Below are 25,689 nucleotides of genomic sequence, written 5' to 3'. Positions count from 1 at the left end.
AGATGTGTATAAGAGACAGCAGCGAGGTGTACCAGGGCTGGCCCGCGGGCCTGGTGGTTGAGCCCGCCGACCTCGAGGCCGTCGCCCAGCAGCTGGGGCGCGAGCCGCGAGGTGTTCTCGAGATCGCCTACCGCTGCCCCAACGGCGAGCCCGCTGTCGTCAAGACCGCCCCCAAATTGCCTGACGGCACCCCGTTTCCGACGCTGTACTATCTGACGCACCCGGCTCTGACCGCGGCGGCGAGCCGGTTGGAATCGTCGGGCATGATGCGGGAGATGACCGAACGTCTGCAGCAGGACCCGGAGTTGGCTGCTGCCTACCGGCGCGCCCACGAGTCGTATCTGTCCGAACGCGACGCCATCGAGTCGCTGGGTACCACGTTCACCGGCGGCGGCATGCCCGACCGCGTCAAATGCCTGCACGTGCTGATGGCGCATTCGTTGGCCAAAGGTCCCGGCGTCAACCCACTCGGTGACGAGGCGTTGGCGGTCTTGGCTGTCGAGCCGGCGATGGCCGGGATACTGGAGCGCGATACATGGGTGTGAACCGCGTCGGCGCGATCGACTGTGGCACCAACTCGATCCGGCTGCTCATCGCCGATGTGGTGGATGGCACGCTGCGCGACGTACACCGCGAGATGCGTATCGTCCGGCTCGGCCAGGGTGTGGACGCGACGGGTCAGTTCGCGCCGGAAGCGTTGGCGCGCACCGAATCCGCGCTCGCTGACTATGCCACGCTGATGTCGGAGCTGAATGTTTCGGCGGTTCGGATGGTGGCGACGTCGGCCGCGCGGGATGCCGGCAACCGCGACGAATTCTTCGCCATGACCTCACGCATCCTCGGCACCGTGGTGCCCGGCGCCGTCGCCGAGGTGATCACCGGCACCGAGGAAGCTGAGCTGTCGTTTCAGGGCGCGGTCGGCGAACTCGACGCTGCCGGTGCACCTTTCATCGTTGTCGACCTCGGCGGCGGATCTACGGAACTGGTGCTCGGCACCGACGGCGTGAAGGCCAGCTATTCGGCCGACATCGGGTGCGTCCGGCTGACCGAACGCTGCCTGCACACCGATCCGCCCACCCGGGAAGAGATCGATGCAGCCCGCGCGGTGGTCCGGGACGGTTTGGCGCAAGCGCTGCAAGCTGTTCCGGTCGACGGCGCCAGGACGTGGGTTGGTGTGGCAGGAACGATGACCACGCTGTCGGCGCTCGCGCAAGGTATGACCGAGTACGACGCTGAGGCGATTCACTTGTCCCGCATCGGTTTTGGCGACCTGCGGCGGGTATGCGACGAATTGATCGCCATGACGTCGGCGCAGCGGCTGGCGCTCGGTCCGATGCATCAGGGCCGTGCCGATGTCATCGGCGGCGGAGCGATCATCGTCGAGGAACTCGCGGCTGTACTCGGCGAGCGCGCGGGGATCGACGAACTCGTGGTCAGTGAGCACGACATCCTCGACGGCATCGCGTTGTCCATCGCGCCGCACTGAACCGCCCGAGACAGCGAACGGCCGGATGCGGGGAACCCGCATCCGGCCGTTGTCGTCGAGCTGTGTGTTAGGACGTCGGCCCGTGGTTGCTGACCGGGGCGGCCGGAGCCGTCGTGGTCGGCTGGGCGCCGGCCGGCACCAGGTTGGGTTCGGTGGGGGCGGCCGGTGCTGCCGGAGCCGGGGCGGCCGGGTTCGCGGCAGGCACCGTCGGGGTTCCGGCGGGAGCCTGCTCGGCGGGCGGAACCGCGGTTGCGGCGTTGCCCGCACCCGTCGGCGCGGCGGCCGGAGCGGGGGCGGTGCCTGCCGGTGCCGGGGCTGCTGCCGGGACCGGCGTGCCGTTGCTGGCCGGAACCGCACCCTCAGCCGGGGTGCCGGCGGTGCCGGGGACCGCGGCAGGCTGGGCCGCGGTGCCCGCCGGGACCGGCGCGGTCTGGGTGGCTGCCGGAACAGGGGTGCCGCCTTCGACGGCGGCGGGCAGATCGGTCGCGCGGCTTCCCGCACCGCCGGGTGCGGCAGCCGGAACAGCTGCAGGTGTCGCGGCGGGGGTCGGGGTGGCGGCGACCGGCGCGGCAGCAGGTGCCTGAGCCGGGTGGTTCGCCAGCGGGACGGCGTTGCTGTTGCCACCGGTCGCGGCCGGTGCTGCCGGGACGGCGTTCCACACGGCGATGTCACGACCGCCCGCGTTGTAGACAACCGTGGTCGGGTCGGCCTCGGTGACGTCGAAGTACACCTTGCCGGAGGTCTTCTCGCCCTGGCTGATGGTGGCCGGGTTCACGCCCTGCGGGGTGGCCACCTGGAACAGCGCGCGGTAGTTCTTGCCGTCGGCTGCGCGGGCGTTGAAGTTGGAGACGATCGGGGTGACCGAGCCCTGAAGGGCCTCGTTGGTTGCGGTGACCTCCCACAGGGTGCCGCGCACCTGGTAGGGGATCGTGTCGCTGCTCGGCTTGAGGCCGGTGACCGTCCAGCCCTGGACCACGTTTCCGTCCTCCAGCTTCGCCTGGCTGCCCAGTGCGGCGGTGGTGACTGTACTGTCATCGGCGAATGCGAGCGGTGCGGCGCCGATGATCCCCGCGGCGGCTATGGCTGCTGCGGCCATGGCAGCACTGATATTCGTGATCTTCAAGATGGTTCACTCCTGAGTGTTCCGACGAGCGTCCAGGCCCCCGACAGTGGGGATGCTCACTACAGGGGAAAGCTAGCAGGTTAAGAGGTTGCTGTGGAACCGGAGTGGCATATTGCGTCTTCGGCCTCAGGCAGTCACTCTGCACCCCGGTCAGTGAGGCAACAGATTATTGACGGTCGCGGCTAGCGCTACCAGTGCGATGACCCCGAGGTAGGCGATTACCAGACGGGTGTCGCGCAATGCACATTTGCTGTGTTGTAACCCGGAGCGGCGTGCGCGGATGTACCCGATCAGACCGAGCCCAGCGAATACAGCAACCATCGCTGGGCCCAGTAACCAGGCCAGCAGAGCCACGGTTGCGTACACGCACAATCGCAGCGGGTCGTACGGCTCGTTGGCCTGCTGGCTCATCGAATCTCGATGAGTGGTAGTTCCTGCCCAACCGACACCGACAGCCGTTGACGTCCCAGTGCCGGCCAGGCTTGCACGGCGCAAAAGGGCGCGCACTGATCGGCTCCACCAGAGCGGGTGCCGACGTGCACACAGCACTGCGTCAGACGTTCTTCGATCATCGTCGACATGTCCATGAACGGCTTGACCGTGAGACGGACGACGCGTTCCCCGAGGAGCTGACGGATCTTGCGGCGACGGCCGGGCAGCGCGGACGACGCGAGCGTCAGCAGCGTCGACATCCCCAGATCGCAGTTCTCGCAGATGTTGCGCCACACGTCACCGATCTGCGGATGTGACAACGACGACTGCTCGGAGAGCAGCCCCAGCAGCGATTCCTGCACTGCCAGGCGCAATTGCCGCGGGATCTCGGTGTCGGCGATGCGGTTGGCCACCAGTCCGAGCTTGTCTTTGAGGCTGTCGGTGCCGATCAACGACACCAGCGACCGCCACTGGCCTGCGTCGTCGCGCACCAGATAGCCGACCGAGCAGCAGTGCGGATGCGAGCAGGGCAATGCGGTGAGGTCGCGCCATGTCACGGCGTCGCCGGTCTGGGGGCCAAGACGTTTGAGCACACCGGTATGGGTGAGCCGGTCGAGCGGGTCGATCCGCCCCGAGCGGCCGGAGCCGAACTGCGGCTGGACCGTCAGGCCGCCGACATACGGTGTGTCCAACGCCAATTGCACCATGGCGCCGATCTCGTCGTCGTTGACTCCGAGAGCCGCGGTCATCACCAGCGTGGTGAAGATCTCTCGTTCCGAGAGGCGCTGCAGTGCTTGCTGTTTCGTGCGACGCAGGTCGCCGCCGCGGTGATGCCGGTGAGCGGCCTCCGACAATCCGTCGTACTGCAGATAGACCTCGACGCGTTCACGGTGGGTGGTCAGCAGGTCGAGCAATCGGTCGTCGTTGGCGATGCGGACGCCGTTGCTGTTGACCAGGATTCGAGTGATGGGCCGGCTGACGAGCTCGCCGAGCAACTCGGCCAGGGCCGGATGCAGGGTGGGCTCGCCGCCGCTGAGCATGAGTACGTCCAGGCGACCGTTCTCGCGGGCCAGGCGTTGATCGACATTGACAAGGATGTCGGCGACCGGCACCACGTGCCGCAGGTCCGGTGAACTGTCGGTGAAGCAGGTGGGGCAGCGCAGATTACACGTCTCGGCGATGTCTTCGAGAAGGATGCACGTGTGCTGGGTCTGCATCTCCGGCAACCCGCGCAGATACGCCGACGGGACGGGATCGAAATTGCCTGGCGTATCCGGGGTGTGAGCCTTGGTGGGGGCTGTCCACTCCTCGAGGTAGGACAGGATCTCGGGATCCTCGTCATACAGCGTGCGCACCAGACCGTGGCTGCGGCAGCCCCGTTCAAGCCAGATGCGGCCGTCACGCTCGATCAGCATTCCGCTCAGCCGCGCGACGTCGGCCAGCGGCCGCTCAGGTGCTTCGTCGTGGCAGTGCGGGCAGAACGCCGTGACGTACCGGTGCAACCGGTCGCCGCGCAGGCCCATACCCGCGGTCACTTGTACAGTTCGGGGTTGATGCCTGTGCAGAACCCGGCAGTGAACAGTGACATCAGGGCCCAGCCGACCATGAGACCGATGCCCAGTCCTCGGGCGTTGGGGCTGCGGGACCGCAGCAGGGCCGCGCCCCCGCCGAACGCGATGAGGGCCAACAACACTGCGCCGAATCCCAACACCGTGTTGCTCTGTTGGGGCTCGACGCGGCTCCCCGCGGTCATGATGGCCATCAGCGCGATCACGAAGTTGATGCCCGCGTAGATGAACGGTCCGAGGATCACCATTGCTATGGAGATTCGGGGTTCGGGCTTGGGCGGCCCGCCGTACCCGTAGCCCGCTGCCGGCGGATATCCCGCAGGGGGTGGCGCATATCCGGGCGGATAGCCGTACGGCTGTTGATGGTCGCCCCGTGGCGGGAGATAGCCCGGCGGCTGGCGGAGGTCGCCCGGGAAGTAGCCGGGCGACGGGGGTGCGGGGCCCGGTGGTGGTTGCGGCGGATACTCAAGCGCGCCGCCCTGAGGTGCGATGTCCTCTTGATAGGCCGGTGGAATATCTTGCGCGGCAGAGTCATCCGCGGGCTCGTCAGGTGGCGGACCCGATGGGGGTGACGTCATGCCGGCACTTCCTGGTTGCTGGGTGAAAGGCGATAGTACCCGCGGCGGTAGCCACGCCACACCCGAACACCGATGATCAGCAGCGATGGCAGCAGGAACCATTGGGGCCGGGTCAGATCCAGCCACACCGTTTCGTTGGCCCGGACGAACTCGACGAAGAACCGGAACACGGCGTAGGCGGCGATGTAGATGACGAAAAGCTCGCCGGGATGGGTGATCCGGTGCCGCAGCCACAGCAGCACGCCGAATGCGCAGAGCTGGAACGCGATTTCGTAGAGGAACGACGGGTGCATGGCCTGTCCGGCAAGGCAGCCCGGGCATTCCGGTGTGGTGGCCGGCGCGTGGATGCCCCAGGGCAGCGTGGTGGGCCGCCCGGGTGCCTCGGTGAGAAAGCAGCCGATGCGGCCGATGGCCATGCCGAGCGCAACTGCCGGCGCGAACAGGTCCCCGGTTTTTCCGCGGTATCCGCCAAGGCGTTTGGCGATGTGCACGCCGAGATACGCGCCGAGCAGGCCGCCGAGGATGCTGCGCGAGCCGAACTGCCAGGCCTGCGCCAGGCTGGGATTCGTGGAGAAGTCGAGGTGATGGGCCCATCCGGACAGGCGCATGCCGATCGCGCCGCCGATGAGGGCACCGGACGCGGCGACCACTGCCTGTTCGCCCAGCGCGCCGCGCCGGCGCGCCTCGTAGACGAAAACCGCTACAGCGGCCAGCACTCCGAGGGCCACGAACAGGCCGTGCACCGGAACCGGCACCGGCCCCAGATGCCACTCGGAAGTCATACGGGTGAACCTATCCTCTGGCGCGCCGGTCGACCGCGAAAGACGGCAATGGCCTGCCGCCGGTGTCCCGGCGGCAGGCCATTGTCAGGTGTCAGCGGCGTGCGTTGCAGTTCGGCGGGTTGCCGCAGTGGTGGCCACCGTCGCAGGCGTTGCAATGACAGGTGCAGGATCCCTTGGTGGTGCGCATCGTTGTTCAGCTCCTTAGGTGCCCGGGCGGTACCGGTGTCGACCGGTAGCAAACGCACAAGCGAGGACGGGAAATCAACATATGACTACCTCACAATAGTTCGGGTCACAGGGAAAATAAAGGATTCCCCCATGCCGACCAGTCACGAAAGCACCCGACACGCCGAGGAATTGGGGACGTCAATGTCTGCTCGGCGGGTAGGCCGCCACGCCGGCAAACGGCTCAGGCGTCCTACCCGCGGAGCACCGGCGCCAGCGCGTCCAGCACTGCAGGATCTTCGATCGTCGACGGCACCGGCTCGTCTCTGCCGTCGGCGATGGCGCGCATGGTCTTGCGCAGGACCTTGCCCGAGCGGGTCTTCGGCAGCGCCGCCACCACGTCGACCTTTTTGAAATAGGCCACCGCGCCGATGTTGTCGCGCACCGCGGCGATGAGCTCCTCGGCCAGCCGGTCGGCGGACGCCCCGGACTTCAGCACCACGAACCCACGCGGAACCTGTCCCTTGATCTCGTCGGCCACCCCGATCACCGCGCACTCGGCCACCGCCGGATGCTGGGCCAGCACCGCCTCGATCGATCCGGTCGAGAGCCGGTGGCCTGCGACGTTGATGACGTCGTCGGTGCGGCCCATCACCCACAGGTAGCCGTCGGAGTCGATGTAGCCGCCGTCGCCGGTCAGGTAGTAGCCGGTGAAGGCCGACAGATACGCCGACACATAACGGTGGTCGTCGCCCCACAGAGTCGGCAGGGTGCCCGGCGGCAGCGGCAGTTTGACGCAGATCGCGCCCTCCTCGCCGGGCTCGGCGACCGCGCCGTCCGAATGCAGGATCTGTACGTCGTACCCGGGCATCGGCACGGTGGCCGAGCCGGGCTTGACCGGTAGGGGCTGCACGCCCATCGGGTCGGCGGCGATCGCCCAGCCGGTCTCGGTCTGCCACCAGTGGTCGATGACGGGGACGCCCAGCTTGTCGGCGGCCCAGTGATAGGTATCGGGGTCGAGCCGCTCGCCGGCCTGGAACAGGTATTTGAGACTGGACAGGTCGTAGTTGCCGATCAGCGCGCCGTCGGGGTCTTCCTTCTTGATGGCACGGATGGCCGTGGGTGCGGTGAACAGCGCCTTGACCTTGTGTTCGGCGACGACGCGCCAGAACGCGCCGGCGTCAGGCGTACCGATCGGCTTGCCCTCGTAGAGCACGGTTGTGGCTCCGAGCAACAGCGGGGCGTAGACGATGTAGGAGTGGCCGACCACCCACCCGACATCGGAGGCGGCCCAGTACACGTCGCCGGGAGCGGTGTCGTAGATGTGACGCATGCTCCACAGCAGGGCCACCGCGTGCCCGCCGTTGTCGCGCACGATGCCTTTCGGCTTGCCGGTGGTGCCCGACGTGTAGAGCACGTACAGCGGGTCGGTGGCCGCGACGGGCACCGGATCGGCCGGGGTGGCGGAGGCCGTCAGCTCCCGCCAGTCGTGGTCGCGGCCGGCGACCAGTCGGCAGGGGCGGTGTTCGCGCTGCAGGATCACGCAGGCCCGCGGCTTGTGCTCGGCGATGTCCAGCGCGGTGTCGAGCATCGGCTTGTACTCCACGATGCGGGTCGGCTCGATGCCGCACGACGCGCTCACCACGACCACCGGCTTGGCGTCGTCGATCCGGGTGGCCAGTTCGTGCGCGGCGAACCCACCGAACACCACCGAATGCACCGCGCCCAACCGCGCGCAGGCCAGCATCGCGATCACGGCCTCGGGGATCATCGGCATGTACACGACCACCAGATCGCCCTTGCCGACGCCCAATTGGCGTAGTGCACCGGCGAATTGGGCGGTGGCGTCGCGCAGTTCGCGGTAGGTGTAGCTGCGTTTGGTGCCCGTGACGGGGGAGTCGTAGATCAACGCGGTTTGATCCCCGCGTTCGGTGATGTGGCGATCGAGCGCGTTGGCGCAGGTGTTCAGCTCGCCGTCGGGGAACCAGCGGTAGAACGGTGGGTTGTCGTCATCGAGGATGCGTTGAGGTTCGCGTGTCCAGGTGACCGCCTTGGCCGCGTCGGCCCAGAAGGTGGCCGGGTCGTTGATGCTGACGTCGAAGAGGTCGCGATAACCGGACATAGCCCGACACCGTAGCCGGTGGTCACCCCTCCCCGCGAGCAGACGCAGAATCGCACTTTTGGGCGCGAAATTGGGCGATTCTATGTCTGCTCGGCGGGTCGACCGGGCCTAATCCGCCGCAGCTGCGGCCACCGACCGGTTGGCAGTGCCCTTCTTCGACTTCGGCGCCACCAGCGGCTCCGACACGGGCACCGTCGCGGGCTCCTGCGTCACCGGCCGGCACATCTCGATCGCCTTGTCGGTGTAGACGCGGTACCCGAAATCGGGGTTGTGACCGTGGATTTCAGGTGTGTCGAGATCGCGCAGGAACGTGAGGATCTCGCGGCTGAACACCTGGCCGGGTACCAGCACGGGGAATCCCGGGGGATAGGGCGTGACGAACGTCGCCGACACCACATCGGCTCCTGTGTCGAGCTTTTCGAGGATCTCATCGGTGCCGAGGTACTCGCAGTTGGTGTCGTCGTAGGACAGGTAGAACGCCCGGCGTACGTCGCCCTCGGGTGTCGGCGCGTCGCCCGTCGCGTCGCGGAACACTTCGTGGAAGCCGCTGAAGTTGGGCAGTGCGGCGGTGCTCGCGGTCAGCTTGCGCACCTTCTGCTCGAACCGGCTGCGCTCACCGAGACCCATGTCGCCGACGGCGTCGTCGAGTTCCCCGGCGATCTTCACCAGCACCTCGACCAGGAACGCCACCGATGAGCGGGTGGTGCCGATGTTGGTCATGAACAGCACGGTGTTGCGGGAGGTCTTGTTGATCTGCACGCCGTGGCGGTCCATCAGCTGGTCGCGTTTGAAGGTGTCACCGTCGTAGCCGGTGCGGCCGATCGACAACGTGATGCGCGACGGGTCGAGCACGAACTCGTCGCGGTCCCACGCCGTCATCATGTTGCGCAGCCCGGAGCGCAGCGGCTGGGCGATGTGCGAATCGCGGAACTCGTCGGGAATGAGGTCCGAGGTGCGCAGGCAGGCCATGTAGCGGCTCAGCAGCGGATGGTTGTCGATCGCGTCGCGCAGCTGCATGGCGTTCTCGATCTGACGCTGCACCAGTTCCACGCCTTCGAGCGCCACCTGCCGGCGGCCCAGGTCCAGGGACGCCAGGATCTGGTAGTTGGGCGAGGTGGAGGTGTGCGCCATGTACGCCTCATGGAACGCCTCGGAGACCTTCTGGTCGAAGTCCTGGTCGAACACGTGGATCATCGAGCCCTGCCGCAGCGAGGTCAGCGTCTTGTGGGTGGACTGGCTGGCATACACCCGGACCCGTGCCTTGGCCGGATCCGGTGTCAGCCTGCGGTTGAGCAGTTCCTCGTCGGTCGGCGGGCTCTGGCTGTCGGCGGCCAGCTGCTTCTGGTAGGCCTCGGCATAGTCCTTGTCCGCCAGCTTCTCTCGCAGTTTGGCGGCCGAGGCCATCGCGGTGCGGGCCCGGTACACCGGATGGAACCGGGCGAACGCGAACCAGGCTTCGTCCCACAGGAACACCAGATCGGGCTTGATGGCCAGGCATTCCTCCATCACGCGCTGTACGTCGTAGACGATGCCGTCGAACGTGCAGTTGGTGAGCGAGATCATCTTGACGCGGTCCAGCTTGCCGGCGCGCTTGAGCGCCAACAACTTCGACTTGATCTCGCGCAGCGGCACGGCGCCGTACATGGTGTAGTCGGGCAGCGGATAGGCCTCGAGGTAGATGACGTTCGCGCCGGCCAGCATCATGCCGTAGTGGTGGGACTGGTGACAGTTGCGGTCCAGCAGCACGATATCGCCGGGTGCCACCAATGACTGGGTGACGATCTTGTTGGCGGTCGACGTGCCGTTGGTGACGAAGTAGGTGCGGCGCGATCCGTAGGTTTCGGCGGCCAGCTGCTGGGCCTCACGCAGCGGCCCGGTGGGTTCCAGCAGGGAGTCCAGGCCGCCGCACGTCGCTGAGGTCTCGGCCATGAAGACGTCGAGCCCGTAGAAGCTGACCATGTCTTTGATCCAGTGCGAGTTGACAATTGACTTGCCCTGGCTGATCGGCAGCGCGTGGAACACCCCGGTCGGCCGGTGGCTGTACTGCTTGAGCGCGCTGAAAAACGGGGTGCGGTACCGCGCGGCCACGCCCTGCAGGATCGACAGGTGCAGCTCGAGCACGCCCTCGCGGGCGTGGAACACGCGGCGGAAACAGGGCCCGAGCCGTCCCGCGATCTCCTCGACGTCGATCTCGGTCATCAGGTAGAGGTCGAGTTCGGGGCGCAGCTCGTGCAGCGACGCGGCCAGGATCTGGGCCCGCTCGTCGGGTGATTTGTGGTCGTCGAGATCGGCGGAGACCTTGGTGTCGGCGAACTCGGCCAGCGCGCTGAGGTTGCGTTCGGACTGGTGGCTGAACCGGCGCCGGATCACGACGGCCTGCAGGTTGACGTTGAGCCGCGCGGCGATCAGTGCCTCGTCGCCGCTGGAGACCACCACGAGTTCGTAGACGAACTCGTCGTCGGGGCGACGCCAGCTGCGAACCTCCTTGCGCAGCGCTCGTTCCTGGGCCTCGGTCATCTTCTCGACGACGAGTACCTCGAAGTACAGCTGGTCTTTGTGGGTGACGGGCTGTTGTTCGAGGGTGCGCGGATCGGTGGGGAAGATCTCGACGTCCTCGACGTTCGCACTGTCGGCGTCCGCGGTCCGATAGGACTCACTGGTCAGCGCCCGGTTGATCCGACTGACGGTGCTGGCGAACTTGTCGTAGCCGCCGGTGGTGAACAACCGTTGCACCTTGGCGAATCGCGCCGAACCGGGGAACGCCCAATACGGTTCCAACGGTGTCAGGGCCGCCAGCTGGTCCCGGCAGATCGCGGTGTACTCGTCCTTGAGTGCGCCGACCGTGGTGGCTCGGTTCAGCCGGTCGGCGGCTTCTTCCAATCGGCACCACGCGTCGCTGCGCAGTTGCCAGACACTGTTGTACGCATGCGATCGCTCGGTCATCGCACAAGCGTCGTCAGCGCATTCGTCCGGCGAGCGAGTGCCAGGCGAACGTTGCGCGGCAATCGTGTGACTGCGGGCTGACGCGGAGCTGGGAACCTGCATGACGTTTGACCGCGGCGTGGTCGGGTAGCCCAGCGCCCATGGTTGAGTCGTCTCCGGCAGCGGTTGACAGTCCGCTGATCGTCAAGCGCCACACCACGGCGTCGCGCAAGCAGGTGTGGGATGTCGTCGCCGACGGGTGGACGTACTCGCAGTGGGTGGTGGGCAACACGCGGATGCGTGCGGTCGCGCCCGACTGGCCGGCACCGGGCAGCAAGATTCACCACACGATCGGCGTCTGGCCCCTGGTGGTCAATGACGAGACGGTGGTCGAAGCGTGCACGCCGCTGGAAGAGCTGGTGTTGTTGGCCAGGGTGCGGCCGTTCGGCGGTGCGCGGATCACCTTGCGGCTGGCCGACATCCACGACGGCACACGGATCGAGATGGCTGAGGTGCCGGTCGGCGGGCCGCTCAACTGGGTGCCACGCCAGCTGTCCCTGCTGCTGGTGTACCCGCGCAATCGCGAGTGCGTCGCGCGGTTGGCGGCGCTGGCCGAACGCCGGGAAGCGCCTCAATGAGCCGGCTCAGCGCGGACGCTGTGGTGATCGGTGCGGGCCACAACGGCCTGGTCGCCGCGGCCATGCTCGCCGACGCGGGTTGGGACGTGCTGGTGCTCGAGGCGCAATCCGAGCCGGGCGGCGCGGTCAAGAGCGCTGAGCTCTTTCCCGGCTACGTCAGCGATCTCTACAGCGCGTTCTACCCGCTGTCGGTGGCCTCGCCGGCGTTGCGCGCCTTGCACCTGGAAGATCACGGTCTGCGGTGGAGCCGTGCACCGGCTGTGGTGGGCCATCCGCATTCGGCGGCAGACGAGGACGCCCCGGTCATCTATCCCGATATCGACCGCACCGCAGCGGAATTGGACCGGCACCACCGCGGTGACGGCCAGAACTGGTGTGCCCTCTTCGAGCAGTGGCACCGGGTCCGCGAGCCCCTGCTGGAGGCGATGTTCGCGCCGTTCCCGCCGATCCGCGGGCTACTCGGGCTGCTGCACCGGCTCGGCACTGCCGAGGCGCTGCGGCTCGCGCACCTGTTGGTCTTGCCGGCAGGCGTGATGGCCGAGCGGTTGTTCGACGGCGCCGCGGCGCGATTGTTGTTGTTGGGCAACGCGATGCACGCCGACGTGCCGATCGACGCGCCCGGCAGCGGAGTCATGGGCTTTCTGCTGATCATGATGGCGCAGGACGGTGGATGGCCCGTGCCGGTCGGCGGTGCGGGACAGTTGACCGCGGCGCTGGTACGACGAGCCACGGCGGCGGGGGCCCGGATCGAATGCGGACGCCAGGTGGACGGCATCGCGGTGCGCGGTGGCCGCGCGGTCGGCGTGCGAACGGCCGACGGCGCGACGGTGCGAGTGCGTCGTGCCGTCATCGCCGACACGTCGGCACCCATGCTCTACCGTGATCTGCTCCCCGCGGACGCAGTGCCCTCGGCGGTGCTCGACAGCATGCACGATTTCGATTGGGATACACCGGTGTTGAAGGTCAACTACGCGCTCGACGCGCCGGTGCCGTGGCGGTCGAAGAACCTCAACGACGTCGGCACGGTGCACCTCGGCGCCGACCATGACGGCCTCGTCCGCTGGATGGCCGATCTGCACACCGCGACGCTGCCGCGGCGGCCGTTCATGCTCTTCGGGCAGATGACCACCGCCGACCCGAGCCGGTCACCGGCAGGCACCGAAAGCGCGTGGGCGTACACGCATCTGCCGCGCGGCGTCACCGACGACGCGTCGGCAGACAAGGTCGCCGAGGCGGTCGGCCAGGTGCTCGAGGAGCACGCGCCCGGATTCGCCGATCACGTGATCGGCACGCTGGTTCAGCGGCCTTCCGACCTGCAGAGCGGTGACGAGAATCTGCACAGCGGCGCCGTCAACGGCGGAACGTCACAGCTGTACCAACAGTTGATCTTTCGGCCCGCACCGGGCTTCGGCCGAGCGGAGACACCCGTCGAGAACGTCTATCTGGGCAGCGCCGGGGCGAGCCCGGGAGGCGGGGTTCATGGTGTGTGCGGGCGCAACGCGGCCAAGGCCGCGCTGGGCGGTGACGGTGTGTTGGGCTGGCCCCTGCGCAGACTCCACAAGGCCGTCATCTCACTGCTCACGGACTAGCAGCGGCGCTCACTCCTGGAATCGGTAGCCCATACCCGCCTCGGTCAACAGATGCACGGGGTGCGACGGGTCGTCCTCGAGCTTGCGCCGCAACTGCGCGAGGTACACCCGCAGATAGTGGGTTTCCTTGGCGTAGGCCGGGCCCCACACCTCCTTGAGCAGTTCCTCGCGGCCCACCAGCTTGCCGCGGTTGCGCACCAGCATCTCCAGCATGCCCCACTCGGTGGGGGTCAGATGGACCTCGGCGTCGTTCTTGGTGACCTTCTTGGCGGCGAGGTCCACCGTGAACGACGATGTCTCGATCACCGGCTGATCGGCGTCGGCGACCGCCGCACGACGCACCGCGGCCCGCAACCGGGCCAGAAACTCGTCCATGCCAAAGGGTTTGGTGACGTAGTCGTCGGCGCCGGCGTCGAGCGCCTCGACCTTGTCGGAGGAATCGGTACGCGCCGAGAGCACGATCACCGGTGCCGACAGCCAGCCGCGCAGCCCGGCCAGCACCTCGATACCGGACATGTCGGGCAGCCCGAGATCGAGCACGATGACGTCCGGACGATGATCGGCGGCACTGCGCAGGGCTTCGGCTCCGGTGGCCGCACAGGTGACCTCGTAGCCGCGCACCGAGAGGTTGATGCGCAGGGCGCGCAGGATCTGCGGCTCGTCGTCGATCACCAGCACCCTGGTCTTGGCTACGCCCATGCGCGATCCGCCTCCGGCTCCTCGCTGAAACTCATGCCCGATCCGCCTTTTTCGATGCCGCTCACGGTGCAGCCAAGTCGATCTCGACGGTCAGCCCGCCGCCGGGGGTGTCGGTGGCCGATATGGTGCCGCCCATCGCCTCGACGAACCCGCGGGCCACCGACAGCCCGAGCCCGACGCCGGTGCTGTTGTCATGGTCGCCGAGCCGCTGGAAGGGTGCGAACAGCGCCGTGTCGGTTCCCCGTGGCACCCCGGGGCCTTCGTCGATGACCGCAATGAGCACTCGGTCGGCCACGCGTCCCGCGGTCACCCGGATCGGGCCGTCAGGGGCGTAGCGCAGCGCGTTGTCGATCAAGTTGGCCAGGACCCGTTCCAGCAGACCACCGTCGGCCATCGCCACCGAATCGTCCACTTCGACCTTCACGCGGTCCAGGCCCTGCCGTCCGAATCCTGTGGTGCCCCTGCTGATTCCGATCAGAGCGCGTTGCACGGCCTCCTCCAGATACACCGGCCGCAGTTCGGGGCGCACCACACCGGCGGCCAGCCGCGACGAGTCCAGCAGGTTGCCCACCAGCGCGGTCAGCGCATCGACGGACTCCTCCACGGTGGCCAGCAGTTCAGCGGTGTCGTCCTCGGAGAAATCGACGTCCTCGCTGCGCAGACTGGATACGGCTGCCTTGGCGGCAGCCAGCGGGGTGCGCAGGTCGTGACTGACGGCCGAGAGCAATGAGCGACGCAGTTCGTCGGCCTGCGCGATGGCGTTGGCTTTGCCTGCTGCCTCGCTCAGCTCCCGCTGCCGCACCAGCCCAGCGGCCTGCATCGCGACGGCGCCGAGTACCCGGCGGTCGCGGGCCGGCAGCTGACGTCCCGCCATCAGCAACCAGAACTCGTCGTCGCCGACCTCGATGGCGGTGTCGGCGGAATCGACATGCACACAGGGGTCCTCACCCACGCACGCCACGATGCCCATGCCTTCGCGCAGCAGGCTCACTGCGCGTTGGCTGTAGGTCTCCCGGACGCGTTCGAGGAGCGTATCCAGGTCTGCGCCGCGCAGGACCGACCCGGCGAACAGCGCCAGCAGCTCGGCCTCCCGCGACGCCCACTTGGCCTCTCTGGAGCGTTTCGCGGCACCGTCGACCAAGGCCGCGACCGCCACCGCGACCGCCAGCAGCACCACGACGGTGATGGCGCTGTTGGGATCGGCGATCGTGAAGGTGTGCCGTGGCGCCACCAGGAAGTAGTTCAGCAGCAGGCCCGAGAGCACCGCGGACACCGCGGCGGGTGCGACACCGCCGAGCAGCGCCACGACGAGGACGCCGACGAAAAACAGTGCGCTCTCACCGCCGACCCCGAGGTACGGGTCGAGCAGATACACCGTCACCGCGCAGATCGCCGACGGAACCACCGCGGCCGCGAGCCACGACGCGAGATGCCGATGCTCGGGCTCCAGCCGCACGGCGCCGCGCCTGGCGTGCTCGTGGGTCACCATGTGCACGTCGATCTTGCCGGACTGTTGTACCACCGCCGCGCCGATGCCCTCGTCGAACAGCCGGGCCCAGCGGGAGCGCCGCGAGGTGCCGAGCACCAGCTGGGTGGCGTTGCGTTCGCGGGCGAAATCCAGCAGGGCCGTTGGCACATCGTCGCCGACGACCGTGTGCACCGTGGCGCCGAGGCTGGCGGCGAGCTCGCGTACCTTGCCCATGTGCGCGGCCGACACACCGGAGAGCCCGTCGCCGCGGACCACATGGACCACCATCAGCTCAGCGCTCGATCTCGACGCGATCCGGGATGCCCGGCGTACCAAGGTCTCTGATTCCGGGCCGCCGGTCACGGCCACCACTACCCGCTCGCGGGCCTCCCAGGTGTCGGTGATCTTGTTGTCGGCGCGGTACTTGGCCAACGCCGCGTCCACCTGGTCGGCCAGCCACAGCAGCGCCAATTCCCGCAGCGCCGTGAGGTTTCCGCGCCGGAAGTAGTTCGACAGTGCGGCGTCGATCCGTTCGGGTGCGTACACGTTGCCGTGGGACAGCCTGCGCTGCAACGCCTCCGGGGTGATGTCGACCAACTCGATCTGATCGGCGGACCGGACCACCTCGTCGGGCACCTTCTCTTGCTGCTCGATACCGGTGATGCCGCTGACGACGTCGTTGAGGCTCTCCAGGTGCTGCACGTTGACCGTCGAGACCACGGTGATGCCTGCGGCGAGCAGTTCCTCGACGTCCTGCCAGCGTTTGGCGTTCTTGCTGCCGGGCGTGTTGGTGTGAGCGAGCTCGTCGACCAGCACCACTTGCGGGTTGCGGGCCAGGACCGCAGGCACATCGAGTTCCGGGAAGCGGCTGCCGCGGTACTCGATGTAGTGCGGCGGGACGGTCTCGATGCCCTCCAGCAGTTCGGCTGTCTTCGCGCGACCGTGGGTTTCGACCACCGCGGCCACCACGTCGGTGCCGCGTTCGAGACGTCGGTGCGCCTCGCCGAGCATGGCATAGGTTTTGCCCACGCCGGGAGCTGCGCCCAGGTAGATGCGCAGCTCACCTCGCTTCGGGGTATTGGCCGTCATCAACCCATCATCCACCCAGGTGGTCGAGTGCGATGTTGAGTTCCAGCACGTTGACGCGAGGCTCACCGATGAAGCCCAGGGTACGGCCGTCGGTGTGCTCGGCGACCAACTGGCGGACCACGTCGGGATTCAGATTGCGTGCCTTCGCCACCCGGTTCACCTGAAGTTCGGCATATTCCGGCGAGATGTTCGGATCCAGCCCGCTGCCGCTTGCGGTCACCGCGTCCGCGGGCACCGCGGCCGTGGCCGCACCGCGGATCGGGACTATCTGCCCGATGCTGTAATCGTCACCGGGCTTCGCGCACTCCACGCGGACGCCTTCATAGCTGGCCAGGAACGGAACGGCCGGGCATGCCTGGTTGACGCTGACCACCTTGGTGGGGTGCACGACGTTGCCGTGCGGATCGCGCGGGCCGATCACCGCCAGCACCGCGCCGACGCCGTCACCGGTGCAGAACGGACGGGTGCCGGTGGTGCCGTCGAGCTTGGCCACATCGAGGCTGCGGGTGCACACCTGGGTCAGCAAGCTCGGCTTTTCCGGTGTGTCGATGACGCTTTCGGGGCCCAGGTTGCTCGCACCCGAGGCCATCGGGTCGTAGCCGTTGCCTGCCGCCGAGGGACGGGACTGGAAGTAGCGGGCAAGCGGTTTGCCGTCGGTGTCGGTGAACGACTGCCCGATCAGACTGCTGCCCACCGGCTTTCCACCGACCTCGACGATCGAGCCGTCGGCTTTGTTGGAGAGACCCGGCAGCTGCGCCACCAGCCAGATGAACAGCGGGTAGCCGATGCCCAGGACGACGGTCAGGACGAGCAGTGCGCGCAGCGCGGCGATGTGTTGACGGATCAGGTTTGAGATTTGCATGGTTTACGACATTCCGGGGAGGAGTTGGACAAGCAGGTCGATGAGCTTGATGCCGATGAACGGGGCGATGATGCCGCCGAGGCCGTACAGATACAGGTTGCGGCTCAACAGCTTCGACGCACTGCTCGGCGTGTAGCGGACACCCTTGAGCGCCAGGGGGATCAGCGCGATGATCACGATGGCGTTGAAGATCACCGCGGACAGGATCGCCGACTGCGGGCTGTGTAGCCGCATGATGTTCAGCAGGTCCAGGCCGGGGAACAGCGCGACGAACATGGCCGGGATGATCGCGAAGTACTTGGCGATGTCGTTGGCGATCGAGAACGTGGTCAGCGCGCCGCGCGTGATCAGCAACTGCTTGCCGATCTCCACGATCTCGATGAGCTTGGTCGGGTCGGAGTCGAGATCGACCATGTTGCCGGCTTCTTTGGCCGCCGAGGTTCCGGTGTTCATCGCCACGCCCACGTCGGCCTGGGCCAGTGCGGGGGCGTCGTTGGTGCCGTCGCCGGTCATCGCGACGAGCCGGCCGCCGGCCTGCTCCTTCTTGATCAGGGCCAGCTTGTCCTCCGGGGTGGCCTCGGCGAGGAAGTCGTCGACGCCCGCCTCGTCGGCAATGGCCTTGGCGGTCAACGGGTTGTCGCCCGTGATCATCACCGTGCGGATGCCCATCTTGCGCATCTCGTCGAACCGGTCACGCATGCCTTGCTTGACGACGTCCTTGAGGTGGATGACGCCGAGCACTTCAGCTCTGCCGCCCTCGGCGGCCACCTGACCGACGACCAGCGGGGTGCCGCCGGCGCCGGAGATGGCGTCGACGATCGAGCCCAACTCCTCTGGCACGCTGCCGCCTTCAGCCCGCACCCACTCGGCGACCGCGCTCGCGGCGCCCTTGCGCAGCTTGTGCCCGTCGAGGTCGACACCGGACATGCGGGTGGTGGCACTGAACTCGATCCAGTGCGCGTGCGTGAGTTCGCCCGGCGTGCGGGCGCGCAGGCCGTGATGCTCCTTGGCGAACACCACGATCGAGCGGCCCTCGGGGGTTTCGTCGGCCAGGCTGGACAGCTGGGCGGCGTCGGCCAATTGCTCCGCCGATACGCCGGTCAGTGGGATGAACTCGGAGGCCTGCCGGTTGCCCAGGGTGATGGTGCCGGTCTTGTCGAGCAGCAGGGTGTTGACGTCACCGGCAGCCTCGACGGCACGCCCGGACATGGCCAGCACGTTGCGCTGTACCAGCCGGTCCATGCCAGCGATGCCGATGGCGGACAGCAGCGCGCCGATGGTCGTCGGGATCAGGCACACCAGCAGCGCCACCATCACGATGCCGCTGACGCCGTTTGCGGTGAGCGACAGGCTGTCTGGGACACCCGGGTTGTTGGCCTTGGAATAGATGGCCAGTGGCTGCAGGGTGGCGACTGCGAACACGAAGATGACCGTCAGGGCCGCCAGCAGGATGTTCAGGGCGATCTCGTTGGGTGTCTTCTGCCGGTTGGCGCCTTCGACGAGCGCGATCATCCGGTCGATGAAGCTTTCCCCGGGCTTCTGGGTGATCTTCACGACGATGCGGTCCGAGAGGACCGTGGTGCCGCCGGTGACCGCCGAGCGGTCGCCGCCCGATTCCCTGATGACGGGGGCGGATTCACCGGTGATGGCCGATTCGTCCACCGAGGCAATGCCTTCCACGACGTCGCCGTCACCGGGGATGACCTGCCCGGCCTCGACCACCACGATGTCACCGAGCCTGAGCTGCGGCGCGGGCACCGACTCTTCGACACCGGATTCGGTGAGTCGGCGGGCCATGGTGTCGGCCTTGGTCTTTCGCAGCGACTCGGCCTGCGCCTTACCGCGGCCTTCGGCGACCGCCTCGGCCAGATTGGCGAACACCACGGTCAGCCACAGCCAGCCGACGATCAGCCAGCCGAACCAGGTCGGCTCGGCAATCGCGAGCACGGTGCTCCAGAGGGCGCCGAGTTCGACGATGAACATCACCGGGTTGCGCCACAGCGAGCGGGGGTCGAGCTTGCGCAACGCGTCGGGCACCGACCGCCACAGCATCGCCGGGTCGATTAGCCCGCTCGGGACGGATTTGGATTTCGGTTGATGGGAAACCGCGCGTTCGGCGGTGGGGGTAGACATCAGTGGATTCCTTCGGCGAGGGGCCCGAGTGCGAGCATGGGCAGGAAGGTGAGGGCGACCAGGATCACCGTGACGCCGACGACCATCCCGACGAACTGGGGCCGGTGGGTCGGCAGGGTGCCGATCGACTCGGGTGTGTGGCCTTGGGCAGCAAGCGATCCCGCCAGCGCCAGCACGAGCACGATGGGCAGGAACCGGCCGAACACCATCGCCAGGCCGAGCGCGGTGTTGTACCACTCGGTGTTGACGCTGATGCCGGCGAAGGCCGAGCCGTTGTTGTTGGCAGCGGAGGTGAAGGCGTAGAGCACTTCACTGAGGCCGTGCGGACCCGTATTGAGCATCCCGGCGCGTTGGCCCGGCATGGCCATGGCCACCGCGGTGCCGGTCAGCACGATCAGAGGGGTGACCAGGAAATAACTTGCCGCCAACTTGATTTCACGCGGGGTGATCTTCTTGCCCAGGTACTCCGGGGTGCGTCCGACCATGAGTCCGGCCACGAACACGGTGATGATGGCCAGGATCAGCATGCCGTAGAGCCCCGACCCGACACCGCCGGGTGCGACCTCGCCGAGCTGCATGTTGAACATCGTCATCATGCCGCCGAGGCTGGTATAGGAGTCGTGGAACGAGTCGACCGCGCCGGTGGAGGTCAGCGTCGTCGCCGAGGCGAAGACCGCTGAATCAGCCACGCCGAAGCGCTGTTCGACGCCTTCCATGGCGCTGCCGACCGCGCCGGGGACGGTGCCGTGATGCTGCAGCTGGAACCACATCATGAAGCTGGTGCTCAGCAGTGCGATGACGCCCATCACTGCGGCGATCGCGTAGCCCTGCTTGCGGCTGTTGACCATCTGGCCGAAGGTGCGCGGCAACGAGAACGGGATCAGCAGGATCAGGAAGATCTCGAACCAGTTGGTCCAGGTCGTCGGGTTCTCGAACGGGTGCGACGAGTTGGCGTTGTAGAAGCCGCCACCGTTGGTGCCCAGCTCTTTGATGGCCTCCTGGCTGGCGACCGGACCGCCGGGGATGGTCTGCTGCGCGCCACTGAGCGTGGTGACCAGCTGGTCGTGCAATGCGAAGTTCTGGATGGCGCCCCCGGCGATGAGCACGATGGCGCCGATGATCGAAATGGGCAGCAGGATGCGGATACTGCCGCGGACCAGGTCGGCCCAGAAGTTGCCGAGGTCGCCGGTGTGACGACGCGCGAATCCACGCACCAGGGCCACTGCGACGGCCATGCCGACTGCGGCGGAGACAAAGTTCTGCACCGCCAAACCGGCCATCTGCACCAGGTGTCCCTGCGTGGTTTCGCCGGAGTAGGCCTGCCAGTTGGTGTTGGTGACGAAGCTGACGGCGGTGTTCCAGGCCAGCGCAGGGGTCATCGGGGTGGCCGGATCATGAAGATGCAGCGGCAGTTTGCCTTGGACCAGCTGGAAGATGAACAGGAACAGGATGCTGACGGCCGAGAACGCGAGCACGCTGCGGGCATACGAGCCCCACGTCTGCTCGGAACGGGGATCGGCTCCGACCATGCGATAGATCAACCGTTCGGCGCGGGAGTCCTTGTCACCGGTGTAGACACGGAACATGTAGTCGCCCAACGGCACATGCACCAGCACGATCACCGCGACGAGCAATGCGAGGAACAGGATCCCCGCGGTGGTGGCAGTCACTAGAACCTCTCGGGGAAGAGCAGGGCGGCGAACACGAAGATGGCGATGAGAACCGCCAGGATCAGGCCGATGATGTTTTCGTAGCTCACAGTCGTTCGACCAACCTCTGCACCAGGCCGAGGAGGGCGAAGATCGCCACCGTCAGCACGATGTAAATCAGGACAGACATGCTGTCTCCATTCGAAGACACGTTCACAGGCCTCCGACTTTCGGGGCCTGCCCCAGCATCGGCCCGGTTTTCGGTCGGTGGGCGGGCCGTTGACGGTTTCTTTACGCCGGCGTCGCGGTCCTTTACGGTCTCCTTCCGCCCGCCTGCGTCAGGGGCGTCGGAGCCGTCGAAAAGCCATGAATTGCGCTGGTCGATGCGCCAAGAGGACGTCTCATCAGGGCATTTACACCCCATTGGGTGTTCGTCAGCGCAGCGTCAAGGTTTGGGCCGGAACCGTCAAGAGACCGCAAAAGTACTGGTCATGTGGTATCCGGCGGAGTGATCGTGGAACCAGGCGCCCAATGACATCCAGTCGGGCGCGGTGGTGAAGAGGTTACGGTGACGCTGTCGACGGTCGTCAAGTCCATGTTCTCGGCCCACATGCCGGCGTCGGTGGCCAGTCGACATCCGGAAACGCAGCCTGCGGCAGAGCCGGAAGCGGTGCGCCGCTGCGCGAGCACCCAGCGCTCCCTGGGCACCGTCGAGTTGGCGCTTCCGGCGTCGGCACTTGCCGACAGCGCGGTCGCGCGGTGGGCCCGGGACTGTGGGGTGACGGTGGGTGTGCGCACCAGCCGAGAATTGGGTATCGCCCTCGCGGCCGATATAACACCTATTCGAATGACTGTCCACGCCGGCGCGTTGAACGCCAACGAATTGCTGTTCTGCACAGTCAATCTGGGTGTCGGAAGAGTCGTGGTCGATTCCCTGGATCAGATCGAGCAGCTTGCCTCGGCCAAGGGACGCAAGCAGCGCGTGTTGGTCGCCGTCACGCGCCGCGGTGCAGGCGTCGGATTCGGCTTCGACACCCGTGATGCCACGGATGCGTACAGCGCCGTATTGGATTGTCCACGACTGGATCTGGTGGGCCTCTACAGCGAGGTCGGCCCCGACGAGCACCATTTCGTCAGCTATCCGGCCGCCATCGGTGACATGCTGGCCGAGATGGCGCAGATCCGTCGCGACCACGGTGTGGTGTTGACCCGGATCGGTTTGGGCGGGCGCGATTTCACGTTCGGCGACGGCTCCGACGATCTGGCCGACGTGGCCACGTCGGTCGACGAAACGCTCGATGATGCGTGCGCGACGCTGCGGTTCCCGCGGCCCGTGGTCACCGTGCTGGCCGAGCCGGCCAACCGCATGCCGCTGGCGAGTTAGTCGGTGGCGAGACGGCCGTGCAGGGCGCTGCGCGCGGAGGTGTTGATGCCCTGCACGGCCCTCGGCAAGTTAGGGGAGTCGAGGGGGAGAGAACCTGGGGATCGACCAGGCGGTAGCGCTTGCCCCGGTGAATCACCTCGGCCGTGTTGCGGCCTCGACGTTTCGTACCCAGTCCGAGTGCGCACCGTAGTTCAGCACCACCGTAATGGCGCTGTTGTCGACGAACGCCATGACCGGCGTGCGGTAGCCGGCGCCTGACTTGCGGCCCACATGCTCGATGACCGCCATGTAGGGCAGATACGGGGCCCACATCCGCTGGACCGGGTTGGTCACGTACTTGTTGAAGCGGGCGAGTATGCGCATGGCACGCGGTCCCGCTACCGATGAAATGTGTTCTGCCACTGTGGCAATTACGTCGGCTAGTTTGTTCGCCACGCTTGCCCCCCAACCTATTGCCCCGTGGGGTATTGAAACATGCGCCGCGTTGTCTGCCCGGGTTTCTTGGCATGGTGTTCATGTGCGCGGCGTCAAAGATTTTGACGGGTTTGGATCGGGGCTGTGGGTGATGCCTGACCTGCATGATCGGGGCCAAGATGTGCCCGGGTACCGTGCTTACGATCTGTCACGGCCCCCATAGCCCAATTGGCAGAGGCAGCGGACTTAAAATCCGCACAGTGTCGGTTCGAGTCCGACTGGGGGCACTGAGAAAGCGCTGCTAGAAGGTAATTTTCGTGTCGCTCACATGCTCGACTGGCCCACGTTTGAGCCCTCCGCGTCCACATTCGTGGGTAAACAACCTTCAGGGTGCCAACCACGGCCCAAGATGGACCCTCGGCCCGTATGCTCACTCCTGCTGAGGGTCACACGTTGGTGGGGGCATGGTAGAAGAAATTGAGTTCGCTTCGGTTAGTGATCTGGTCGACAAAGTTTGGGGTCAGTTTTCCGAGGACAGACCTCTGTGGTTCCGGGGACAGCACAGTCACAAGTACCACTTAGTTCCCAAGCTTCTCCGCGGTGATCCGCGGCCGACGGATGAGATCCACCAGCGGGAGGCTCGGCTACTTGCTAGGTTCCGCGAGCGCAGCCTACCGTTCTGGCCTGCAGGGTATCCCCAGCAGCCGTGGGAGCACCTTTTCCTAATGCAGCACCACGGTGTTCCCACGCGGCTGCTCGATTGGAGTGAGAATCTGCTGGTCGCAGCGTACTTTGCAGGCTTGGGGCCAGCTCCTGACGCAGATGCGAAACCAACTGTGTGGACGCTTGACCCATTCGCATGGAACTCGAAGATTCCTCAACTCACCGACACTGGCATCGGTATCTTGACGGTCGCAGACGAAGAGGCGCAGCGCTGGGAGCCTGCGATCTCAACGGGGGCGAGGCTTGCGAAGCGTGCAAAGTATCCCGTCGCGCTATATGGCGTCCACAACAGCCCGCGAATAGTGGCGCAGCGCGGTACATTTACTATCTCCGGAGATATATGTGTGGGTCTCGACCAATTGCCGAACGATGACACGCCTTGGTCGAGCTACCTACGGAAATATGTGTTTTCGGGCGAAGCGAACGCGCTGATGAAAGAGCTTAGGTTCTTAGGCTTTACGGAGTCAATGATATTCCCGGACCTCTCAAGTCTGGCCAAAGAGCTCACCGATCTCGAAGGATGGCCCTCCCATGCCTGAAAGTTCTGATCTCGAGGATCAAATTACTGAGCGTCGACGCGAAATCTCGACTGAGCGTTATGGGATGTCGATTGGGGAGCTAACATCGTTGTACACGGACGGCGATCTCATTGTGCACCCCGAATTTCAACGGTTCTTTCGTTGGGATGACGTGCAAAAATCGCGGCTCATCGAGAGTATTCTACTTGGCATCCCTCTCCCATCGATATTTGTGGCCGCATCGAAAAGTGGCGAATGGGAGCTTGTTGACGGCTTGCAGCGAGTTAGTACTCTGCTGCAGCTTCAAGCACTCTTAGTTGGTGAGGATGGCAAGAAGGTCGATCGGTTGGTGCTTGAGGGAACAAAATACCTACCAGCACTGGAAGGCCGCTATTGGCCAATCAATGAGCAGGAAGAGGAAGATTCGCGAGCGTTGGGTATGGCTCAGCGGAGGGATATTAAGCGAGCGCGGATCGATGTCCAGATCATTCAGCGGGATTCTTCAAGTGACACCAAATACGATCTATTCCAACGGCTAAACAGCTACGGGTCACAACTCACTACGCAGGAGTTGCGCAGTTGTTTGCTCGTCAGTGTTGATCCACAGTTCTTGAAATGGGTTGAGTCGCTTGCCCGTTCGCAGAGTTTTCGCGATTCAGTTCAACTTTCTGAACGTCTGCTTGAAGAACAGTACGATATCGAGCTAGTCTTACGGTTCCTCGTTTTGCACAACGAGGACGACATTAAGGCCAAAGATCTCAAGAACTTCTCGTCGTACTTAGACGATAAATCATTGGCTATGGCTGGAGATTCGGATACCGATCGGGAGCTGCTCGAAGCGAACTTCAATACAACATTTGAATTGATCGCAAATAATTGCTCCGAGAACGCGTTCAGGCGCTGGTTGCCGGATGAGCATAGGTTCACGGGTTCATTTTTGAACACGTCATTCGAGGTAATTGCGCTCGGCCTAGGGTTTCACATAGCGCGCGGAACGCCATATCGGACCGACATTGACTCCGTAGTCAAAGAGTTCTGGGAAAGCCCTGACATGACGACCAGTTTTGCGACCGGTGTAAGCACCGAAACTCGGATGAGTCGGTTCCTGCCACGGGGACGTGCGCTGTTCAGCGCCTAACTTGAAGCGGTTCTTCGCTCCAACGGCAGTACGTTCTCCTTCGTCACCGCGCCCAACTTTCGGCGTTGCCTGTTCGTCCTCGTTGATGTAGCCCGCGTAGGTGGTTAGCGTCAGGATGAACGTTCTGTGTCCGAGCCACTTCGACACGTGCATGTAGTTGCCAGCACATCGCGAACGGTGCTGTAACTCCATGTGGCACTACGTGGT

At 65.8% G+C, this 25,689-nt stretch carries 21 protein-coding genes, 1 tRNA gene and 1 pseudogene; 8 read left to right on the top strand and 15 right to left on the bottom strand.

Annotated features, from left to right (window positions below; translation table 11 throughout):
• Positions 1–53: 53 nt before the first annotated feature.
• A complete protein-coding gene (locus tag A5784_RS29205; protein ID WP_064948360.1) occupies positions 54–545 on the top strand; it encodes a DUF501 domain-containing protein in 492 nt (163 codons plus the stop codon).
• Entirely contained in the window at positions 536–1,486 is a 951-nt protein-coding gene (locus A5784_RS29200; RefSeq protein ID WP_064948341.1) for a Ppx/GppA phosphatase family protein, read from the top strand. Before A5784_RS29205 ends, A5784_RS29200 begins: the two co-directional genes overlap by 10 nt.
• A gap of 67 nt (positions 1,487–1,553) precedes the next feature.
• On the opposite strand, the gene A5784_RS29195 is transcribed toward A5784_RS29200, so the two are convergent.
• From A5784_RS29195 to A5784_RS29165, 7 genes are all read right to left on the bottom strand, one after another.
• Complete coding sequence (locus A5784_RS29195; RefSeq protein ID WP_156750840.1) at positions 1,554–2,609, bottom strand: MPT63 family protein; 1,056 nt, start codon at positions 2,607–2,609, stop codon at positions 1,554–1,556.
• 150 nt (positions 2,610–2,759) lie between these two features.
• On the bottom strand, positions 2,760–3,020 hold the full coding sequence (locus tag A5784_RS29190; protein ID WP_064948339.1) for a hypothetical protein: 261 nt from the start codon (positions 3,018–3,020) through the stop codon (positions 2,760–2,762).
• Positions 3,017–4,564 carry a radical SAM protein gene (locus A5784_RS29185; protein WP_064948338.1) on the bottom strand — a complete coding sequence of 516 codons (1,548 nt, stop codon included), beginning with the start codon at positions 4,562–4,564 and terminating at the stop codon, positions 3,017–3,019. Before A5784_RS29185 ends, A5784_RS29190 begins: the two co-directional genes overlap by 4 nt.
• 8 nt (positions 4,565–4,572) lie before the next feature.
• The gene (locus tag A5784_RS39390; RefSeq protein ID WP_232006283.1) at positions 4,573–5,187 is read right to left on the bottom strand and encodes a hypothetical protein; all 615 of its coding nucleotides are present in this window, start codon (positions 5,185–5,187) and stop codon (positions 4,573–4,575) included.
• Positions 5,184–5,969 carry a prolipoprotein diacylglyceryl transferase gene (locus tag A5784_RS29175; RefSeq protein WP_064948337.1) on the bottom strand — a complete coding sequence of 262 codons (786 nt, stop codon included), beginning with the start codon at positions 5,967–5,969 and terminating at the stop codon, positions 5,184–5,186. The genes A5784_RS39390 and A5784_RS29175 overlap by 4 nt, the downstream gene beginning before the upstream one ends.
• A gap of 418 nt (positions 5,970–6,387) precedes the next feature.
• Positions 6,388–8,256 carry a propionyl-CoA synthetase gene (locus A5784_RS29170; protein ID WP_064948336.1) on the bottom strand — a complete coding sequence of 623 codons (1,869 nt, stop codon included), beginning with the start codon at positions 8,254–8,256 and terminating at the stop codon, positions 6,388–6,390.
• A gap of 108 nt (positions 8,257–8,364) precedes the next feature.
• Positions 8,365–11,199, bottom strand: coding sequence for an aminotransferase class I/II-fold pyridoxal phosphate-dependent enzyme (locus A5784_RS29165; protein ID WP_064948335.1), 2,835 nt, complete (start codon positions 11,197–11,199; stop codon positions 8,365–8,367).
• Between the two features lie 140 nt (positions 11,200–11,339).
• Here A5784_RS29165 and A5784_RS29160 point away from each other — a divergent pair, with 140 nt between their 5' ends.
• Complete coding sequence (locus tag A5784_RS29160) at positions 11,340–11,816, top strand: SRPBCC family protein (protein ID WP_064948334.1); 477 nt, start codon at positions 11,340–11,342, stop codon at positions 11,814–11,816.
• Entirely contained in the window at positions 11,813–13,405 is a 1,593-nt protein-coding gene (locus A5784_RS29155) for a phytoene desaturase family protein (protein WP_064948333.1), read from the top strand. Before A5784_RS29160 ends, A5784_RS29155 begins: the two co-directional genes overlap by 4 nt.
• 9 nt (positions 13,406–13,414) lie before the next feature.
• On the opposite strand, the gene A5784_RS29150 is transcribed toward A5784_RS29155, so the two are convergent.
• The 6 genes from A5784_RS29150 to A5784_RS29125 form a co-directional block, all read right to left on the bottom strand.
• A complete protein-coding gene (locus A5784_RS29150; protein ID WP_064948332.1) occupies positions 13,415–14,104 on the bottom strand; it encodes a response regulator in 690 nt (229 codons plus the stop codon).
• A gap of 61 nt (positions 14,105–14,165) precedes the next feature.
• Positions 14,166–16,661, bottom strand: coding sequence for a DUF4118 domain-containing protein (locus A5784_RS29145; protein ID WP_064948358.1), 2,496 nt, complete (start codon positions 16,659–16,661; stop codon positions 14,166–14,168).
• A 7-nt stretch (positions 16,662–16,668) separates the two neighbouring features.
• Positions 16,669–17,523, bottom strand: a complete 855-nt coding sequence (locus tag A5784_RS29140; RefSeq protein ID WP_064948331.1) for a potassium-transporting ATPase subunit C — start codon at positions 17,521–17,523, stop codon at positions 16,669–16,671.
• Between the two features lie 3 nt (positions 17,524–17,526).
• Positions 17,527–19,656 (bottom strand): potassium-transporting ATPase subunit KdpB, encoded by a 2,130-nt coding sequence (kdpB, locus tag A5784_RS29135; RefSeq protein WP_064948330.1) that lies wholly within the window; start codon positions 19,654–19,656, stop codon positions 17,527–17,529.
• Positions 19,656–21,326: a potassium-transporting ATPase subunit KdpA gene (gene kdpA / locus A5784_RS29130; protein ID WP_064948329.1), complete on the bottom strand. Its 1,671-nt coding sequence runs from the start codon at positions 21,324–21,326 to the stop codon at positions 19,656–19,658. The genes kdpB and kdpA overlap by 1 nt, the downstream gene beginning before the upstream one ends.
• The gene (locus A5784_RS29125) at positions 21,326–21,415 is read right to left on the bottom strand and encodes a potassium-transporting ATPase subunit F (RefSeq protein WP_064948328.1); all 90 of its coding nucleotides are present in this window, start codon (positions 21,413–21,415) and stop codon (positions 21,326–21,328) included. Before A5784_RS29125 ends, kdpA begins: the two co-directional genes overlap by 1 nt.
• Before the next feature lie 458 nt (positions 21,416–21,873).
• Between A5784_RS29125 and A5784_RS29120 the strand changes: the two genes are divergently transcribed.
• On the top strand, positions 21,874–22,689 hold the full coding sequence (locus A5784_RS29120; protein WP_232006282.1) for a type III PLP-dependent enzyme domain-containing protein: 816 nt from the start codon (positions 21,874–21,876) through the stop codon (positions 22,687–22,689).
• Between the two features lie 132 nt (positions 22,690–22,821).
• Here the strand turns inward: A5784_RS29120 and A5784_RS39385 are convergent, their stop codons facing one another.
• A complete protein-coding gene (locus A5784_RS39385; RefSeq protein ID WP_232006281.1) occupies positions 22,822–23,052 on the bottom strand; it encodes a nitroreductase family deazaflavin-dependent oxidoreductase in 231 nt (76 codons plus the stop codon).
• Between the two features lie 264 nt (positions 23,053–23,316).
• Between A5784_RS39385 and A5784_RS29110 the strand changes: the two genes are divergently transcribed.
• The 3 genes from A5784_RS29110 (at position 23,317) to A5784_RS29100 (ending at position 25,482) form a co-directional block, all read left to right on the top strand.
• Positions 23,317–23,390 (top strand) — tRNA-Leu (locus tag A5784_RS29110).
• A gap of 177 nt (positions 23,391–23,567) precedes the next feature.
• Entirely contained in the window at positions 23,568–24,365 is a 798-nt protein-coding gene (locus A5784_RS29105; RefSeq protein ID WP_064948327.1) for an FRG domain-containing protein, read from the top strand.
• Positions 24,358–25,482, top strand: coding sequence for a DUF262 domain-containing protein (locus A5784_RS29100; protein ID WP_064948326.1), 1,125 nt, complete (start codon positions 24,358–24,360; stop codon positions 25,480–25,482). Before A5784_RS29105 ends, A5784_RS29100 begins: the two co-directional genes overlap by 8 nt.
• On the opposite strand, the pseudogene A5784_RS39885 reads toward A5784_RS29100, so the two are convergent.
• Positions 25,479–25,641 (bottom strand): annotated as a pseudogene (locus A5784_RS39885) (tyrosine-type recombinase/integrase); the annotation flags it as partial. The gene A5784_RS29100 and the pseudogene A5784_RS39885 sit on opposite strands and share 4 nt — an antisense overlap.
• Positions 25,642–25,689: the final 48 nt, after the last annotated feature.

It is taken from the genome of Mycobacterium sp. 852013-50091_SCH5140682 (assembly GCF_001665685.1).
In the GTDB taxonomy this organism is placed as follows: Bacteria; Actinomycetota; Actinomycetes; order Mycobacteriales; family Mycobacteriaceae; genus Mycobacterium.
This window is presented reverse-complemented; position numbering and strand designations above follow the sequence as displayed.

What these genes read in the sequence shown, in the direction of transcription:
- A5784_RS29150 (WP_064948332.1), bottom strand. Translation starts at nt 14,104, where the DNA reads ATGGGCGTAGCCAAGACCAGGGTGCTGGTGATCGACGACGAGCCGCAG.
- A5784_RS29145 (WP_064948358.1), bottom strand. Translation starts at nt 16,661, where the DNA reads ATGACGGCCAATACCCCGAAGCGAGGTGAGCTGCGCATCTACCTGGGC.
- A5784_RS29175 (WP_064948337.1), bottom strand. Translation starts at nt 5,969, where the DNA reads ATGACTTCCGAGTGGCATCTGGGGCCGGTGCCGGTTCCGGTGCACGGC.
- A5784_RS29185 (WP_064948338.1), bottom strand. Translation starts at nt 4,564, where the DNA reads ATGGGCCTGCGCGGCGACCGGTTGCACCGGTACGTCACGGCGTTCTGC.
- A5784_RS39390 (WP_232006283.1), bottom strand. Translation starts at nt 5,187, where the DNA reads ATGACGTCACCCCCATCGGGTCCGCCACCTGACGAGCCCGCGGATGAC.
- A5784_RS39385 (WP_232006281.1), bottom strand. Translation starts at nt 23,052, where the DNA reads ATGCGCATACTCGCCCGCTTCAACAAGTACGTGACCAACCCGGTCCAG.
- A5784_RS29160 (WP_064948334.1), top strand. Translation starts at nt 11,340, where the DNA reads ATGGTTGAGTCGTCTCCGGCAGCGGTTGACAGTCCGCTGATCGTCAAG.
- A5784_RS29170 (WP_064948336.1), bottom strand. Translation starts at nt 8,256, where the DNA reads ATGTCCGGTTATCGCGACCTCTTCGACGTCAGCATCAACGACCCGGCC.
- A5784_RS29105 (WP_064948327.1), top strand. Translation starts at nt 23,568, where the DNA reads ATGGTAGAAGAAATTGAGTTCGCTTCGGTTAGTGATCTGGTCGACAAA.
- A5784_RS29155 (WP_064948333.1), top strand. Translation starts at nt 11,813, where the DNA reads ATGAGCCGGCTCAGCGCGGACGCTGTGGTGATCGGTGCGGGCCACAAC.
- A5784_RS29100 (WP_064948326.1), top strand. Translation starts at nt 24,358, where the DNA reads ATGCCTGAAAGTTCTGATCTCGAGGATCAAATTACTGAGCGTCGACGC.
- A5784_RS29200 (WP_064948341.1), top strand. Translation starts at nt 536, where the DNA reads ATGGGTGTGAACCGCGTCGGCGCGATCGACTGTGGCACCAACTCGATC.
- kdpB (WP_064948330.1), bottom strand. Translation starts at nt 19,656, where the DNA reads ATGTCTACCCCCACCGCCGAACGCGCGGTTTCCCATCAACCGAAATCC.
- A5784_RS29165 (WP_064948335.1), bottom strand. Translation starts at nt 11,199, where the DNA reads ATGACCGAGCGATCGCATGCGTACAACAGTGTCTGGCAACTGCGCAGC.
- A5784_RS29140 (WP_064948331.1), bottom strand. Translation starts at nt 17,523, where the DNA reads ATGCAAATCTCAAACCTGATCCGTCAACACATCGCCGCGCTGCGCGCA.
- A5784_RS29190 (WP_064948339.1), bottom strand. Translation starts at nt 3,020, where the DNA reads ATGAGCCAGCAGGCCAACGAGCCGTACGACCCGCTGCGATTGTGCGTG.